This window comes from Streptomyces sp. NRRL F-2580, from assembly GCF_000720115.1.
Lineage (GTDB): Bacteria > Actinomycetota > Actinomycetes > Streptomycetales > Streptomycetaceae > Streptomyces.
Window position 1 is genome coordinate 24,996 of record NZ_JOIR01000007.1, and the last position, 15,219, is coordinate 40,214.

General features: G+C 69.0%; 14 protein-coding genes and 1 tRNA gene. 9 read left to right on the top strand and 6 right to left on the bottom strand.

The genetic code is table 11. The annotated features are described in order from the left end of the window. Positions 1-37: 37 nt before the first annotated feature. Both IF88_RS0109305 and IF88_RS0109310 read right to left on the bottom strand, forming a co-directional pair. Entirely contained in the window at positions 38-514 is a 477-nt protein-coding gene (locus tag IF88_RS0109305) for a hypothetical protein (protein WP_051836652.1), read from the bottom strand. Positions 515-654: 140 nt separating this feature from the next. Then, positions 655-1,176 (bottom strand): MarR family winged helix-turn-helix transcriptional regulator, encoded by a 522-nt coding sequence (locus tag IF88_RS0109310; RefSeq protein WP_030709181.1) that lies wholly within the window; start codon positions 1,174-1,176, stop codon positions 655-657. Positions 1,177-2,035: 859 nt separating this feature from the next. Here IF88_RS0109310 and IF88_RS43310 point away from each other — a divergent pair. Both IF88_RS43310 and IF88_RS0109325 read left to right on the top strand, forming a co-directional pair. Further along, positions 2,036-3,580: a restriction endonuclease fold toxin-2 domain-containing protein gene (locus tag IF88_RS43310; RefSeq protein ID WP_030709185.1), complete on the top strand. Its 1,545-nt coding sequence runs from the start codon at positions 2,036-2,038 to the stop codon at positions 3,578-3,580. Between the two features lie 29 nt (positions 3,581-3,609). After that, complete coding sequence (locus IF88_RS0109325; RefSeq protein WP_030709187.1) at positions 3,610-4,047, top strand: hypothetical protein; 438 nt, start codon at positions 3,610-3,612, stop codon at positions 4,045-4,047. Positions 4,048-4,487: 440 nt separating this feature from the next. Here IF88_RS0109325 and IF88_RS0109330 read toward each other — a convergent pair. After that, positions 4,488-4,558, bottom strand: a tRNA-Gly gene (locus IF88_RS0109330). Positions 4,559-5,015: 457 nt separating this feature from the next. Between IF88_RS0109330 and dcd the strand changes: the two genes are divergently transcribed. Together dcd and IF88_RS0109340 are read left to right on the top strand one after the other, a co-directional pair. After that, entirely contained in the window at positions 5,016-5,603 is a 588-nt protein-coding gene (dcd, locus tag IF88_RS0109335; protein ID WP_030709189.1) for a dCTP deaminase, read from the top strand. Then, complete coding sequence (locus IF88_RS0109340; RefSeq protein ID WP_030709191.1) at positions 5,600-6,097, top strand: phosphoribosyltransferase; 498 nt, start codon at positions 5,600-5,602, stop codon at positions 6,095-6,097. The genes dcd and IF88_RS0109340 overlap by 4 nt, the downstream gene beginning before the upstream one ends. A gap of 76 nt (positions 6,098-6,173) precedes the next feature. Here the strand turns inward: IF88_RS0109340 and IF88_RS0109345 are convergent, their stop codons facing one another. Beyond that, positions 6,174-7,115, bottom strand: a complete 942-nt coding sequence (locus tag IF88_RS0109345) for a Yip1 family protein (protein WP_030709193.1) — start codon at positions 7,113-7,115, stop codon at positions 6,174-6,176. A gap of 296 nt (positions 7,116-7,411) precedes the next feature. Here IF88_RS0109345 and IF88_RS0109350 point away from each other — a divergent pair, with 296 nt between their 5' ends. Both IF88_RS0109350 and IF88_RS46455 read left to right on the top strand, forming a co-directional pair. Then, entirely contained in the window at positions 7,412-7,744 is a 333-nt protein-coding gene (locus tag IF88_RS0109350; protein ID WP_158754335.1) for a hypothetical protein, read from the top strand. Continuing rightward, positions 7,741-7,881: a hypothetical protein gene (locus IF88_RS46455; RefSeq protein WP_158754337.1), complete on the top strand. Its 141-nt coding sequence runs from the start codon at positions 7,741-7,743 to the stop codon at positions 7,879-7,881. The genes IF88_RS0109350 and IF88_RS46455 overlap by 4 nt, the downstream gene beginning before the upstream one ends. A gap of 90 nt (positions 7,882-7,971) precedes the next feature. On the opposite strand, the gene IF88_RS0109360 is transcribed toward IF88_RS46455, so the two are convergent. Continuing rightward, positions 7,972-10,596 (bottom strand): (Fe-S)-binding protein, encoded by a 2,625-nt coding sequence (locus IF88_RS0109360; RefSeq protein ID WP_030709197.1) that lies wholly within the window; start codon positions 10,594-10,596, stop codon positions 7,972-7,974. 110 nt (positions 10,597-10,706) lie between these two features. Next, the gene (locus tag IF88_RS0109365; protein ID WP_030709199.1) at positions 10,707-11,243 is read right to left on the bottom strand and encodes a sugar transferase; all 537 of its coding nucleotides are present in this window, start codon (positions 11,241-11,243) and stop codon (positions 10,707-10,709) included. Positions 11,244-11,490: 247 nt separating this feature from the next. Here IF88_RS0109365 and dnaK point away from each other — a divergent pair, with 247 nt between their 5' ends. The 3 genes from dnaK to dnaJ are packed head-to-tail and all read left to right on the top strand — an operon-like array spanning position 11,491 to position 15,218. Beyond that, the gene (gene dnaK / locus IF88_RS0109370; RefSeq protein ID WP_030709201.1) at positions 11,491-13,335 is read left to right on the top strand and encodes a molecular chaperone DnaK; all 1,845 of its coding nucleotides are present in this window, start codon (positions 11,491-11,493) and stop codon (positions 13,333-13,335) included. After that, on the top strand, positions 13,335-13,997 hold the full coding sequence (grpE, locus tag IF88_RS0109375; protein ID WP_030709203.1) for a nucleotide exchange factor GrpE: 663 nt from the start codon (positions 13,335-13,337) through the stop codon (positions 13,995-13,997). Before dnaK ends, grpE begins: the two co-directional genes overlap by 1 nt. Positions 13,998-14,036: 39 nt before the next feature. Then, on the top strand, positions 14,037-15,218 hold the full coding sequence (gene dnaJ, locus IF88_RS0109380; RefSeq protein ID WP_030709207.1) for a molecular chaperone DnaJ: 1,182 nt from the start codon (positions 14,037-14,039) through the stop codon (positions 15,216-15,218). Position 15,219: the final 1 nt, after the last annotated feature.

A 15,219-nucleotide genomic window follows, 5' to 3' on the forward strand; every position in this document is an offset into this window, starting at 1 on the left:
CAAGGGCCCACCGATGTGGCGGATGCGGTGAAGGAGTTCAGTGGGTGACGCTGGTGACGCGGGTGGCTCCGCGCCAGCGCCAGGTGGTGATGGTGGCGGCGAGTGCCGCGGACAGCGGCAGGTCCAGTGGGAGGCGTCCGGGCCACGGCGTGCCGGACAGGAACGGCGCCGGCCATACAGCCAGGCCCTTGACGGCGAGGTGTGCGGCCCCTGCCGCGACGGCTGCCGCCACCAGCCCTGCCCCTGCCGCCAGTACGGCCTTCGGCAAGGAGGCGGCCCAGCGAGGACGGATGCCCGAATGCTGGAGTCGGGCGCCGGTGAGGGCGGCGACGAGCGCTGAGGTGCCCGCGATGGAGGTGAGCGCGGCGACGGTCAGGTCCTGCTGCCCCGAGACGAGTCCCCCGGCGCCGGCGGTCAGGGCGGGGGCGGCGTAGGCCACCAGTACTTCGCGCCACAGCGCGAAGCGCGGCGGGGTGTGTTCCTCGGCGGTCGGGATGCTTCTTCGTCTACCCACGAGGGCCTCTCTCTCGCTTTCTGTTGGTTGGATTCGCTTGTAATTAGGTGCCTAATTATATGGGCGTGCGAACCTGTGCATCCTTTGAACGCCTTGAACCTGCGGGGGCTTTGGGCTTTGGGTTGCGGGGTGTCGGTGGCCTACTGGTCGGTCAGTGCGCAGATGCCCCGGGTGACCCGAGAGAGCAGGTCGAGGAAGACGGTCCGCTCCTCGACGCTCAGGTCGGCCACCATGGCCTGAAGGCGACGGAAGTGGTCGGGGGCCAGGTCGCGCAGTTTCCGTGCGCCGCGAGCGGTGAGGACGACCACCGAGGCGCGCCCGTCCTGCGCGGACGGACGCCGCAGAACCAGTCCGTCCTTCTCCAGGGAGTCGATGAGCCCGCTGACCGTCGCACGGGAGACACCGAGGCTGGCGGCCAGGAGTGAGGGTGACTTCTCGCCCTCGCTGTCCTCCAGGTCCGCGAGAAGGCGGTAGCGGCCGGTGGACAGCCCGAACCGGGAGAAATGAACCTCGCTCGCCTGGCCGAGCCGGGCGCCGGCGGCCATCAGGCGCACCGCGACCAGTACGGCCTGGGGGTCGGAGTCGAGGCCGTAGTGCCGGATCTGGCGCCTGGCCTGCTCCAGTGTCGGGGCCTCCTCGGCCGGGGCCTTCTGTGCGTCCATGTGAATAATATGGAGCCTAACTAACTGGAGTGTCAAGAGTGTTGGCTGCTCGACGCAGGCCGCGTCGTGGTGGCGGTGCCGTGGGCCCGTTCGATGGTCTGGGCCCAGTACGGTCCGGTGGCCATCAGTGCGGCGCCGAGGGCGGCGAGGGTTCGGGTCCCGGTCATGGGGTCGGCGCGTGGCAGGACCGGGAGATGGCCGGCGGCGCGGATCAGGAGCAACGCCGTGCCGCGATGGGCTGCACGGCTGTCAGGTGGAGCTCTCCATCGGGAGATTCGCTGAGGTGCGGTGGCCCCGACGCTCTTTACGGACAAGTGGTTCGCAAGTGGTGCGGGACTCCGGAACCGGTCTAGACAACGAAGAAGGCCCAGGTCGCTGACCTGGGCCTTCTTCAAATAGCGGACGACGGGAATCGAACCCGCACTATAAGCTTGGGAATCACCCGGCACTTGGCCATGCGTATGGCATCTGACCTGCGAGAACGTCTGCTGGTGGCCCCGTTCTGGCTGCCTTGTCGGACCCTGTGTTGACCGTTGTTTACCGGTCCTACTGGCACGTTGTGGCACTCGGCGCTGAGAGGTCGTGCCGTTGCTGCCGGGCATGCCGGGCATGCCGAGCCAGGGCACGCGCCAAGGGTCTGCGTGCCAATGGGCTTTCGCTTCTACTTTTACGACCTGCGCCACACCGGCCACGCGCTCTCCACACAGTCCGGCGCCACCCTCAAGGACACGCTGGTCCGTGCCGGCGAGTGCCTGCCGATCTGGGGCCCGGGGTGGCGGAAAGCCGTCCCGACCCCAGGGGCAGGTCAGGGCACACAGGTACGGTTTCCAGGGGCGGCCAGGCATCAGGAGGGGGAGCCTTGGAGTTCGAACACCGGACAGAGAATTTCGTCAACGCCTCCTGGTCCATGGTGTACTTGAGAGATCTCATCTACGACATGCTGGGCCTGCTGTTCACCGAACTGAGCCAGCACGGCGGCATGGCGGGAGACGACGGAGCCGGGCGGGCGTTCGCTGCCGTGTACAAGCCGGCGGTGACGACTGTCTTCGCGTCGGCGGGCCATGCACACCAGGTCATGGCGAGCGGCGCCGGCACCCTCCTCAAGGCCGCAGAGGACTTCGTTCGACAGAACAGTGAGATTGCCGCGTCGTTCCTCAACCAGAGCCCGGCCACCCCCGGTATCGGCGCGCAGCCGTCCGGCCCGGACTGCAACCCACGTGCCAGCCACAAGGCAGAGGATCTTCCCGAGGTCGTAGGGGAGACGAGCTGGACCGACCAGTACCTCCTCGACAAACGCTTCCACGGGCAGCGCGACAAGCTGCGCAAGACAGCAGCTGTCTGGAACTTGGCCGCGAAGATCCTCGAAGACGCCTACTGGGACTTGGGGACGGCGTGGAAGACGGCGACCACCAACCAGCAGGGCGAGACCGCCACCGCAGTGGAGGACTTCTTCAAGCTGTTCGTGGGCAAGACCCCGCCGCCCAGCGAAGTGGGTGGCGAAGAGACGCTGATGGCCAACCTCCCCACGGCCTGCCGCATGATCGCCAATGCCTGTGAGGCGTATGCGGACCACATCGAGACTGCCTTGAAGCGCATCCCTGAACAGGAGAACCCCATCACGGGTGACACCCTGCTCCCCTGGGACCGACCCCGCCTGGGCGGTGACGGTCACGACGGCGGGCTGCACGAGCTGGTCGCCGGTGACATGCGCATCGCGAGCCTGGGCAAGATCCCGCCCGCCATGGACAACTCCCAGGCCCGCGTCCCCATGCCACAGCCCGATGGGGGCGGCTTCCTGCCCTCGCTGCCGCCCTTCCTGGCACCTTTCGCTCGTGTACGTGTACCCCTTCTGGTCCCGGTGGCGTACCGTCCCGCGAACGGGCCGCGGGTCCAGCCGATAGCGCCACCGGCGCCACCCAATCCGCGGTTCCCTCCCCTCACGGCGCCGCAGCAGCAGAACTTCCAGACCTGGCTGAACTCGCTACGTGCCGGTGACGTGTCGGGCGGCAGGCCCGCCGAGGTTGCCTATCAGCTCCGCGTAGCCGGCTATCCCGAGTACGAAGTCCCCATCGCCCCCGGCACAGGCAAGGGCACCACGCTGATGGTGGACGGCTTTCGCGACAGCGACGGGATGGCCGTCGAGGCCAAGTACGTCAACAACCCCGGCAAGAAGTGCTACCGGTCGCTCGAAGAACTCCGTACCAACCACCAGACGCGCAAGAAGGAGTTCCTCTTCGACCCCGACCGGAACGAGCTGCAGAAGTACGCCGCCGCACTGAACGACCCGCGCAACACAGAGATGCGCGGAGTGGAAACGGTCACCAACAATCCCGACTCCGTCGCCTACTGGCGCGTGATGATGGCGGCATACGGCGTCAAGGGCTATGCCCGCTACGTTCCCTGACCTACCCTGCACCGCCGAGGAGTACACCCGTGGACGCGTCCCAGCTCGCCGAACTGCGCACCATGTACGTCTTCACCCCCATAGAGGGGCAGACTTGGGGGCTGACGTACGACAGCCTGAAGGCCAGGCTCCTGGAGCGCGATCCGGACGAGTTCATCCGGATCCAGGAAGGCGGGCAGATCCGAGGCTCGGCCATGCACTACGGCATCACCCTCGAAGGCGAAGAGCTCGAAGGGTACGCACGGGTCCAGCCCGAGGGCATCTCGATCCTCGACTCCACCGCCCAGGCGGCTGCGAACTTCGTCGGCTGGCTCCGCGAGCACGTCGTCCCGGAGGGTGTGGCGATGACGTTCAACACCGCATGGGGGCTGGAAGAGGATCTGCCCGACGCCCCCGTCCCCGAAGTGACGCGGCCCCGGCTCGTCGCGGCCTTCCTCGCGCACCTCGAAGCCACCGGCCTGGAGTGAGGGGCTCGCGCGGCAGGTTTCGCCCCATGGGGCCAGGCGCATCGTGCCTGGCCCCATCGCCCGCATCCACGAGCCCTGGCTTGTCGAGGCGGTCGCACTGTCTCTCCTCTGGGGTCAGGAGATAGACGTGGGCTCGCGGGGTGGTGGGACGGCGCGGAGGAGCTCCCACTGGGGTGGGATCCGTCGGCCCACTGGCTGAGGAGGTGGCGGTCGGGCTTTGGGGAGGCGAATTTGCGAAGAGGGGGCCACCTGTGGCGCAGATCGCATGAAATGCGTCTCGCGATGCGAGACGGTCCCGCGCTCAGGTGGTGCAAGTGGTGCGCGAAAGGCCCTCTGGGCAGCGCGGTCCTGCGAGTTGGGGCACGCGGAGGGCACGGAAGGGCCTGAGAGGTCTAGACAACGACGAAGGCCCAGGTCGTTGACCTGGGCCTTCCTTCATGAGCGGATGACGGGAATCGAACCCGCGCTATAAGCTTGGGAAGCTCATGTTCTACCATTAAACTACATCCGCGCGGTGGACCAGTTGCCTGGAGCTCCATCGTCGCCCACTCTACCTCATGATCGACCCCCGGTGAATTTGCCGCGGGGTCGATGTCGTGTGTGGTGTGCACCGAGGCGTGTGGGCGCGGGAGTTGGGGCGTACGGTGTGGGTGCGGAGCGGCGGCTGGAGTGGGTGCCGATCATCCCCTAATGTGGCGATTCGTCGCAGTACGGCTCGTTGGGGAAAGGGACTCGATGGAGCACACCGTCGTCCGTTGTGCCGAAGGGCACGTTTTCAGTACCGCCTCCTTCCCGCTGCAGCACCTCGGTGCCGGCCGGATCGGGCCCGGGCGGTTGCTGCGGTGTCCGCGGTGCGCGCGGTTGCGGCACGCCGTGCCCGTCGGGGCAGCGGTCAAGCGATAGCGGACGGGCGCGCGGGCGCCGCTCTCGATTGGGGGTGGCCCGCGCGCTCTGCGTATCCTCGGGACGTGCTTCTCTCTGACAAAGACATCCGGGCCGAGATCGACAGCGGACGGGTTCGCATCGACCCGTTCGAGGAGTCGATGGTGCAGCCCTCCAGCATCGATGTACGTCTCGACCGGTTCTTCCGGGTGTTCGAGAATCACCGGTACGCCCACATCGATCCGGCGATCGAGCAGGCGGACCTGACCCGGATGGTCGAGCCGGAGGGGGACGAGGCCTTCATCCTCCACCCCGGTGAGTTCGTGCTCGCGTCCACGTACGAGGTCATCTCGCTGCCCGACGACATCGCCTCCAGACTGGAGGGGAAGTCCAGTCTGGGCCGCCTCGGCCTGGTGACGCATTCGACCGCCGGATTCATCGACCCCGGGTTCTCGGGCCACGTGACCCTGGAGCTGTCGAACCTCGCCACGCTGCCGATCAAGCTCTGGCCGGGCATGAAGATCGGGCAGCTCTGCATGTTCCGGCTCAGCTCGCCCGCGGAGTTCCCGTACGGCAGCGAGCGCTACGGGTCCAGGTACCAGGGGCAGCGCGGCCCGACCGCCTCGCGCTCCTTCCAGAACTTCCACCGCACCCAGGTGAGGCACGACGCATGAGTGAAGTACGCGAGAACCTCGACTACGAGGGGTTCGGGCGGGCCGTGCGGCAGCTCGCGCAGACCATCGCCGACGACGGGTACGAGCCCGACATCATCCTGAGCATCGCCCGTGGCGGCGTGTTCGTCGCGGGCGGACTGGCGTACGCGCTCGACTGCAAGAACATCCACCTGGTGAACGTGGAGTTCTATACGGGTGTGGGGACGACCCTGGAGATGCCGGTCATGCTGGCGCCCGTCCCCGAGGCGATCGACTTCACGAACAAGAAGGTCCTCATCGCCGATGACGTGGCCGACACCGGCAAGACGCTCAAGCTCGTCCACGACTTCTGCCTGGGCCACGTCGCCGAGGTGCGCTCCGCCGTCATCTACGAGAAGTCCCACTCGCTCGTGAAGTGCGAGTACGTGTGGAAGAAGACCGATGAGTGGATCAATTTCCCCTGGTCGGTCGAACCGCCCGTCGTGAAGCGTGAGGGTCAGGTTCTCGACGCCTGATCATCGAGTGCGAGTACGTGGAAGGGCCCCCCGCGCAGACACTGCGCGGGGGGCCCTTTCGCGTGCGAGGGCAGGGCTAGATGGTGCCCAGTTTGATGATCGACAGCAGGGCGATCAGCTGGATGGCGGAGGCGCCCAGTGCCTTCGGCCACGGCAGGTCGTGCGACTTGCTGACCAGCGAGGTGAAGAGCGCTCCGGCCGCCACCCAGGTGGCCCAGCCCAGGACCTGCACGACCATGTTGTCGCCGCCGAGGAACACCGCGAACAGCAGGCGCGGCGCATCCGTTATGGACATGATCAGCATGGACAGGCCGACCGTCGGCTGCCACGTGCCGTCGCCGCCCATCTGGCGGGCGAGCGTGTGGGTGACCGCGCCCAGGATCAGACCGCAGATGACGAAGGCGACGCCGGCGGACAGGACGATCGGGACGGCCTTCGACAGGGTCGCGTTGATCGCGTCCTCGCGGGCGTCGTCGAGGCCGAAGACCGCGAGGAGCCCGTAGAGGAAGGTCACGGTCAGCGCGGGACCCCAGACGGCGTAGTCGCGCATCTGCAGGAAGGTCTGGCCCGGCCGCGTCACGATGCCGCGCAGGAGCTCCTTCCACGGCAGTCGCGGCCCGGACGGAGCGGCCGCGGCCGCGCCCGCGTGGTAGGTCGCGCCCTGGCTGTACGGGTCCTCGCCGACCGCGAAGACCTGGGTGTGCCCCGGGTTGTCGTTCGTGTAGCCGCCGCCACCACCGCCGCTGTGGCCTCCGTGGCCGTACGGGGCCTGCTGGCCCGCCGGGTACGGCGGTTGCTGCTGCTGCCCGTACGGGTCGAAGTACTCCGGCTCGCCGTGGCCCCCGGCGCCCGGCTGCGGCCACTGCTGCTGCGCAGGTGGGCCTCCGGCGGGAGGGTACGGCTGCTGGCCGTACGGCGGCGGTGGTTGCTGCCGGCCGTACGACTGCTGCTGCTGCTGCGGGGGTTGTTGCGGAGTGCGGTTGTTGTCCCGGCCGCGTCCGATCCTGAATCCAGCCACGTGATCGAACGTACCTGGTCCGGCGAGCGTCTGTGGACGGTCGCCCGGAACACGCACCCTTTGCGGCTGACCTGTGACAACCCCTAGGGGAACCCCGAGGGCCTTACCGGGTGTCCGGTTTACATGGCTACGCCACAGTCCGCTGCTCTTCGTTACTTTGTCGATGGAATACGCACATATTGGGCCCGCGCGGCCACCGTCCTGGCCTCCCGGTCGGATCCGCCTTCGCGGACTCCCCGGCCGTTCCGGAGCCGGAGGTGCTGCCGGGCATCGAACAGCCGGCGGTGGACCCGTTCGTGCCGTCAGTCGATCCGTCCGTGCCGCCGACGCCGCGGCCCACGACGCCGCCGGTCACGCCGAAGCCGAAGCCGAGCGTCCGTGCGTACGTCACCACCGTGAAGCTGGCGGACGGCTCGGTCGCCAAGGTCTACAAGATCGGCGACAACCACTTCGAAGCCGACATCTTCGCCGGCTCGACGAAGCTGGACACGCTGGTCAGCAAGGGCGGGGCCGCGGCGTACGGGCAGAACGACGGCCTGCACGTCGAGAAGGACGTCAAGAAGGAGAGCCCGGTGCGCGTCACCATGCCCGACGGGCGGATCGCCAAGCCGTCCGGGACGGCGGCGTGAAGGCCGGCGCGGAGGGGGTCGACCCGGCGGAGGGCGAGAGCCCGGCGCTGGTCGCCGCGGGCGGCAGCATGGCCTCGGGTGCGGCCGGGCTCGGCGTCGCGCTGCTGCGGCGCCGCCGTGCGGGGAGCGAGGGCTGAGGGACGCCCCACCCGGCCTGGAACGCCGGAACGGCCGGTCCCCCCGCCTGGGGGGACCGGCCGTTCCGTTCCGCGTGGTGCGGGCTGGTGCTACTTGGCATCCTCGGGCTTCGCCTCTGCCGCCGGCGCGGCCTCGGCTGCGGGCTCCGCCTCGGCGTCAGGCGCGGCCTCGACCGCCGCCACGCCCTCGGGCTCAGCCTCGGCGTCCGCCTCAGCCGCGGCCTTCGCTTCAGGCTCAGCCTCAGCCTCGGCCGCGGGCTCCGCCTCAGCCTTGGCCTTCGCTGCGGCAGCGGCCTCGGCCTCGGCCTTCGCAGCGGCCTCAGCCTCCGTCTTCGCAACGGCCTCAGCCTCGGCCTTCGCAGCAGCCTCAGCCTCGGCCTCCGCCTTCGCGGCGGCAGCGGCAGCGGCCTCGGCCTCCGCCGCGGCCTCCGCCGCGGCCTCCGCCGCGGCGGCCGCCTCGGCTTCCGCCTCCGCCGCCGCGGCCGCCAGCTCGGCCTCCGTGGGGCCGGGCGCCTTGACCGACTCCAGGAGGAGCTGGGCCACGTCGACGACCTGGACGTGTTCCTTCGCCTGGCCGTCGTTCTTCTTGCCGTTCACCGAGTCGGTGAGCATGACCAGGCAGAACGGGCAGGCGGTGGAGACGATGTCGGGGTTCAGGGACAGGGCCTCGTCGACGCGCTCGTTGTTGATGCGCTTGCCGATCCGCTCCTCCATCCACATCCGCGCGCCACCGGCGCCACAGCAGAAGCCCCGCTCCTTGTGGCGGTGCATCTCCTGCTGGCGCAGCCCCGGCACGGCCGACATGATCTCGCGCGGCGGCGTGTAGACCTTGTTGTGCCGGCCCAGGTAGCACGGGTCGTGGTACGTGATCAGACCGTCCACCGGCGTGACCGGCGTGAGGCGGCCCTCGTCGATCAGGTGCTGCAGCAGCTGCGTGTGGTGGATGACCTCGTACTCGCCGCCCAGCTGCGGGTACTCGTTCGCGATGGTGTTGAAGCAGTGCGGGCAGGTCGAGACGATCCGCTTCGCCGACTTCGGCTTCTTCGTCTCCGGATCGTCGTCGTCCTCGCCGAACGCCATGTTCAGCATGGCCACGTTCTCCTGGCCCAGCTGCTGGAACAGCGGCTCGTTGCCCAGACGGCGCGGCGAGTCACCGGTGCACTTCTCGTCGCCGCCCATGATCGCGAACTTGACGCCCGCGATGTTCAGCAGCTCCGCGAAGGCCTTCGTGGTCTTCTTGGCCCGGTCCTCCAGGGCGCCGGCGCAGCCGACCCAGTAGAGGTAGTCGAACTCGGAGAGGTCCTCCGCGTCCTTGCCGATGATCGGGACCTCGAAGTCCACCTCCTTGGTCCACTCGACGCGCTGCTTCTTCGCCAGGCCCCAGGGGTTGCCCTTCTTCTCCAGGTTCTTGAGCATCGTGCCCGCCTCCGACGGGAACGCGCTCTCGATCATCACCTGGTAGCGGCGCATGTCGACGATGTGGTCGATGTGCTCGATGTCGACCGGGCACTGCTCCACGCACGCACCGCAGGTCGTGCAGGACCACAGCACGTCCGGGTCGATGACGCCGTTCTCCTCGGCGGTGCCGATCAGCGGGCGCTCGGCCTCCGCGATCGCCGCGGCGGGGACGTCCTTCAGCTGCTCCGCCGTGGCCTTCTCATTGCCCTCCATGTCCTTGCCGCCACCGGCCAGCAGGTACGGGGCCTTGGCGTGCGCGTGGTCGCGCAGGGACATGATCAGCAGCTTCGGGGACAGCGGCTTGCCCGTGTTCCAGGCCGGGCACTGCGACTGGCAGCGACCGCACTCCGTACACGTGGAGAAGTCGAGGATGCCCTTCCAGGAGAACTGCTCGACCTGCGAGACGCCGAAGACGTCGTCCTCGCCCGGCTCCTCGAAGTCGATCTCCTTGCCGCCGCTGGTCATCGGCTGCAGCGCGCCCAGCGCGACCGCGCCGTCCGCGTTCCGCTTGAACCAGATGTTCGGGAAGCCCAGGAAGCGGTGCCAGGCGACACCCATGTTGGTGTTGAGCGAGACCGTGATCATCCAGGTGAAGGACGTGACGATCTTGAGCGCCGCGAAGAAGTAGGTGAGGTGCTGCAGCGTGCTCAGGCTCAGCCCGTCGAAGGCGGCGATCAGCGGGTACGAGGCGAAGAAGCCCGGCTCCCAGCCGTCGACGCCGTGCTGGGCCCCCTCCAGCGCGCGCAGCGTCATGATGCAGATGCCGACGATGAGGATGACGGCCTCGACGAAGTACGCCTGGCCCGTCTTGGAACCCGCGAAGCGTGACTTGCGGCCCGCCTTGCCCGGCCGGCTCAGCTGCCGGATCACGATCAGGGTGACGATGCCGAGCACGGTCATCAGGCCGAGGAACTCGGTGAAGATCTCGTACGGCAGCCAGTCGCCGATGATCGGGATCAGCCAGTCGGCCTGGAAGAGCTGGCCGAAGGCGTTGACGATGGTCAGCAGCAGCGAGAAGAAGCCCACTGCCACGAACCAGTGCGCCGCGCCGACGATGCCCCAACGGTTCATGCGGGTGTGGCCGAGGAACTCCTTGGCCAGCGTGATGGTGCGCTGCGTGGGGTCGCCGGTGCGCGTGCCTGCGGGCACTGGCTGGCCGAGGCGCACGAAGTGGTAGATCTGCGCGACGGCACGGCCGAACAGCGCGACGGCTACCACCGTGATGACCAGCGACACGATGATCGCGGCGAGTTGCATGGAAGGGCTCCTCGGGCGGCACTTACTAAGCGGTAACTTATATAGTCAAGGCTTGAGGTTACCCAGTTCCGGCGCCGCAATGTAGCGGGGCGTGCGGTGATCTGTGTCGCTCAGGCGACCCTATGCCGCAAGGCCGCCCGTGGGGTCCGCGCCAGGATCGCCAGGTCCACCCCCAGCCAGTGGTTCTCCACATAGTGTCGGTCAAGCAGCGCCATTTCCTCCCACGGGAGGTCCGAGCGCGCGCTCACCTGCCACAAGCCGGTCATCCCGGGCCGTACGAGGAGCCGCTCGGGGCGGTCCGTGCGGGCTTCCGGGCGCGGCCCGACCAGCGACATCTCGCCGCGGAGCACATTGAGCAGCTGGGGGAGGACGTCGAGGGCGCAGCGGTCCAGGGCGGCGCCGAGCCGGCCCGTGTCGTCGGTGCGCAGCCGCCACGTCCGGAACGGCCTCCCGGCCAGGCCGACCACGGCCTCCCGCGCGAAGGGGCGGCGGCCGTGGGTCGCGTACAGCAGTGCGGTGACGCCGGCGAGCGGCAGGCCGAGCACCGCGAGCAGGGTCAGCGCCCCCAGCAGGTCCACCACCCGCTTGGCCGGCGGCCGGGCCGGCCGGAGCCCCGGCAGGGCGGGGAGGGGCGGCAGCAGGGGCATGCCAGCACGTTGCCGTATGCCTCCGGCGGTCTTGCGGTGGCGCGCGGCCACGGTGACCCGTTCGGCCGCCCCACCGCTGCCGGGGGCCGGCCCCCGACCCTCGCGCCTCAAACGCCGGCGGGGCTGGACGTGGTTGCGCGTAAGCGGGGCCTAAAGGTTGAGTCGACTCGGCTCAGCTCTGTTGACGCCGGCGTGGCGATGGGGCATGGTTGAGTCTGTTCCACTCAAGTCAGCTGGAGGAATCAAAATGGCACGTGCGGTCGGCATCGACCTGGGCACCACTAACTCCGTCGTCAGCGTTCTGGAAGGCGGCGAGCCCACCGTCATCACCAACGCCGAGGGCGCCAGGACCACGCCGTCCGTCGTCGCCTTCGCCAAGAACGGCGAGGTCCTCGTCGGCGAGGTGGCCAAGCGCCAGGCGGTCACGAACGTGGACCGGACCATCCGCTCCGTCAAGCGCCACATGGGCACTGACTGGAAGATCAACCTGGATGGCAAGGACTTCAACCCGCAGCAGATGAGCGCCTTCATCCTGCAGAAGCTGAAGCGCGACGCCGAGGCGTACCTGGGTGAGAAGGTCACGGACGCGGTCATCACCGTCCCGGCCTACTTCAACGACTCCGAGCGTCAGGCGACGAAGGAGGCCGGTGAGATCGCGGGTCTGAACGTCCTGCGCATCGTCAACGAGCCGACCGCCGCCGCCCTGGCCTACGGTCTCGACAAGGACGACCAGACCATTCTCGTCTTCGACCTCGGTGGCGGCACCTTCGACGTGTCGCTCCTGGAGATCGGCGACGGCGTCGTCGAGGTGAAGGCCACCAACGGTGACAACCACCTCGGTGGTGACGACTGGGACCAGCGCGTCGTCGACTACCTGGTGAAGCAGTTCGCCAATGGTCACGGCGTGGACCTCTCCAAGGACAAGATGGCGCTCCAGCGCCTGCGCGAGGCCGCCGAGAAGGCGAAGATCGAGCTGTCCTCCTCCACGGAGACCACGATCAACCTGCCCTACATCACGGCTTCCGCCGAGGGCCCGCTGCACCTGGACGAGAAGCTCACGCGCGCCCAGTTCCAGCAGCTGACCGCGGACCTGCTCGACCGCTGCAAGACCCCGTTCCACAACGTCATCAAGGACGCCGGCATCCAGCTGTCCGAGATCGACCACGTGGTCCTGGTCGGCGGCTCCACCCGCATGCCGGCCGTCGCCGAGCTCGTCAAGGAGCTCACCGGCGGTCAGGACGCCAACAAGGGCGTCAACCCGGACGAGGTCGTCGCCATCGGCGCCACCCTCCAGGCCGGTGTGCTCAAGGGTGAGGTCAAGGACGTCCTGCTCCTCGACGTGACGCCGCTGTCCCTCGGCATCGAGACCAAGGGCGGCATCATGACCAAGCTCATCGAGCGCAACACCACGATCCCGACCAAGCGGTCCGAGATCTTCACGACGGCCGAGGACAACCAGCCGTCCGTGCAGATCCAGGTCTACCAGGGCGAGCGCGAGATCGCGGCGTACAACAAGAAGCTCGGCATGTTCGAGCTGACCGGCCTGCCGCCGGCCCCGCGTGGCGTCCCGCAGATCGAGGTCTCCTTCGACATCGACGCGAACGGCATCATGCACGTCACGGCCAAGGACCTCGGCACGGGCAAGGAGCAGAAGATGACCGTCACCGGCGGCTCTTCGCTCGGCAAGGACGAGGTCGACCGCATGCGCCAGGAGGCGGAGCAGTACGCGGACGAGGACCTCCGTCGCAAGGAGGCGGCCGAGTCCCGCAACCAGGGCGAGCAGCTCGTCTACCAGACGGAGAAGTTCGTCAAGGACAACGAGGACAAGGTCCCGGCCGACGTCAAGACCGAGGTCGAGGCCGCCGTCTCCGAGCTGAAGGAGAGCCTCAAGGGCGAGGACACGGCCGAGATCCGCACCGCGACGGAGAAGCTCGCCGCGGTCAGCCAGAAGCTCGGCCAGGCCATCTACGCCGACGCCCAGGCCGCTCAGGGCGCCGCCGGCGCCGAGGGTGCCCAGCAGGCCAAGGCCGACGACGACGTCGTCGACGCCGAGATCGTCGACGACGAGAAGCCGAAGGGCGGCGCTGCCTGATGTCGGAGGAGACCCCGGGTTTTGACGAGAAGCCCGAAGTCCCCGCCGACGGCACGCCCGACGAGCCGCAGGCCGCCGACTCCGCCAAGGAGGAGGCGGCCCCGGCCGGGGACGCAGCAGCTCAGGCCGTCGGCCAGGAGGCAGCGCTGCTCGCGCAGCTGGACCAGGCCCGTACGGCGCTCTCCGAGCGCACCGCGGACCTCCAGCGGCTCCAGGCGGAGTACCAGAACTACCGCCGCCGGGTGGAGCGGGACCGGATCACCGTCAAGGAGATCGCGGTCGCGTCCCTCCTGACGGAGCTCCTCCCGACCCTGGACGACATCGGCCGGGCGCGGGAGCATGGCGAGCTGGTCGGCGGCTTCAAGTCGGTGGCCGAGTCGCTGGAGACGGTGGCCGCCAAGATGGGGCTGCAGCAGTTCGGCAAGGAGGGCGAGCCCTTCGACCCGACGATCCACGAGGCCTTGATGCACTCGTACGCGCCGGACGTCACCGAGACGACCTGCGTGGCGATCCTGCAGCCGGGGTACCGGATCGGCGAGCGTACGATCCGTCCCGCACGGGTCGCGGTGGCCGAGCCCCAGCCGGGCGCGGCCCCCAAGTCCGAGTCCGCCGAGGGCGACGAGCCGTCCGGCGAGGACACGGATGCAGCCGACAAGGGCTGACGCAGTACACGTAGAGGTACGAGAGGAGGGACACCGGGGATGAGCACGAAGGACTTCGTCGAGAAGGACTACTACAAGGTCCTCGGTGTCCCGAAGGACGCCACCGAGGCCGAGATCAAGAAGGCGTACCGGAAGCTCGCGCGCGAGTTCCACCCGGACGCCAACAAGGGCGACGCCTCGGCCGAGGCGCGCTTCAAGGAGATCTCCGAGGCGAACGACATCCTCGGCGACGCGAAGAAGCGCAAGGAGTACGACGAGGCGCGCGCCCTGTTCGGCAACGGTGGCTTCCGCCCCGGGCCGGGCGGGGGCGGCGGCTCGTTCAACTTCGACCTCGGCGACCTCTTCGGCGGTCAGCAGCCGGGCGGCGCGGGCGGCGGCTTCGGCGGCGGCCTGGGCGACGTCTTCGGCGGCCTCTTCAACCGCGGCGCCGGCCCGGGTCCGGGTACCCGCACCCAGCCGCGCCGCGGCCAGGACATCGAGTCGGAGGTCACCCTCTCCTTCACGGAGGCGGTGGACGGGGCCACGGTCCCGCTCCGGATGTCCTCCCAGGCACCCTGCAAGGCCTGTTCGGGCACCGGCGACAAGAACGGCACGCCCCGCGTGTGCCCGACCTGCGTCGGCACCGGCCAGGTCTCGCGGGGCAGCGGCGGCGGCTTCTCGCTGACCGACCCCTGCGCGGACTGCAAGGGCCGCGGCCTGATCGCGGAGACCCCCTGCGACGTCTGCAAGGGGAGCGGCCGGGCCCGTTCCTCGCGCACCATGCAGGTCCGGATCCCGGCGGGCGTCTCCAACGGCCAGCGGATCCGGCTGCGCGGCAAGGGCGCGCCGGGCGAGCGCGGCGGCCCCGCCGGTGACCTCTACGTGGTCGTGCACGTCGATGCGCACCCGGTGTTCGGCCGCAAGGACGACAACCTGACGGTGACCGTGCCGGTGACGTTCGCGGAGGCGGCGCTGGGCGCCGACGTCAAGGTCCCGACCTTGAACGGCCCCTCGGTGACGCTGAAGCTGCCGCCGGGCACCCCCAACGGACGGACCATGCGGGCCCGCGGCAAGGGGGCGGTCCGCAAGGACGGCACCCGTGGCGACCTGCTGGTGACGGTGGAGGTCGCGGTTCCGACCGAGCTGTCGGACAAGGCCCGCGAGGCGCTGGAGATGTACCGCGAGGCGACGGGGTCCGAGGACCCGCGCTCCGCGCTGTTCGAGTCCGCGAAGGGAGCATGAC

Bases quoted from the DNA above. Each gene is read 5' to 3' on its own strand.
- IF88_RS0109310 (WP_030709181.1), bottom strand. From the start codon at position 1,176: ATGGACGCACAGAAGGCCCCGGCCGAGGAGGCCCCGACACTGGAGCAG.
- IF88_RS0109340 (WP_030709191.1), top strand. From the start codon at position 5,600: ATGAGTGAAGTACGCGAGAACCTCGACTACGAGGGGTTCGGGCGGGCC.
- IF88_RS0109360 (WP_030709197.1), bottom strand. From the start codon at position 10,596: ATGCAACTCGCCGCGATCATCGTGTCGCTGGTCATCACGGTGGTAGCC.
- IF88_RS0109365 (WP_030709199.1), bottom strand. From the start codon at position 11,243: ATGCCCCTGCTGCCGCCCCTCCCCGCCCTGCCGGGGCTCCGGCCGGCC.
- dnaK (WP_030709201.1), top strand. From the start codon at position 11,491: ATGGCACGTGCGGTCGGCATCGACCTGGGCACCACTAACTCCGTCGTC.
- grpE (WP_030709203.1), top strand. From the start codon at position 13,335: ATGTCGGAGGAGACCCCGGGTTTTGACGAGAAGCCCGAAGTCCCCGCC.
- dnaJ (WP_030709207.1), top strand. From the start codon at position 14,037: ATGAGCACGAAGGACTTCGTCGAGAAGGACTACTACAAGGTCCTCGGT.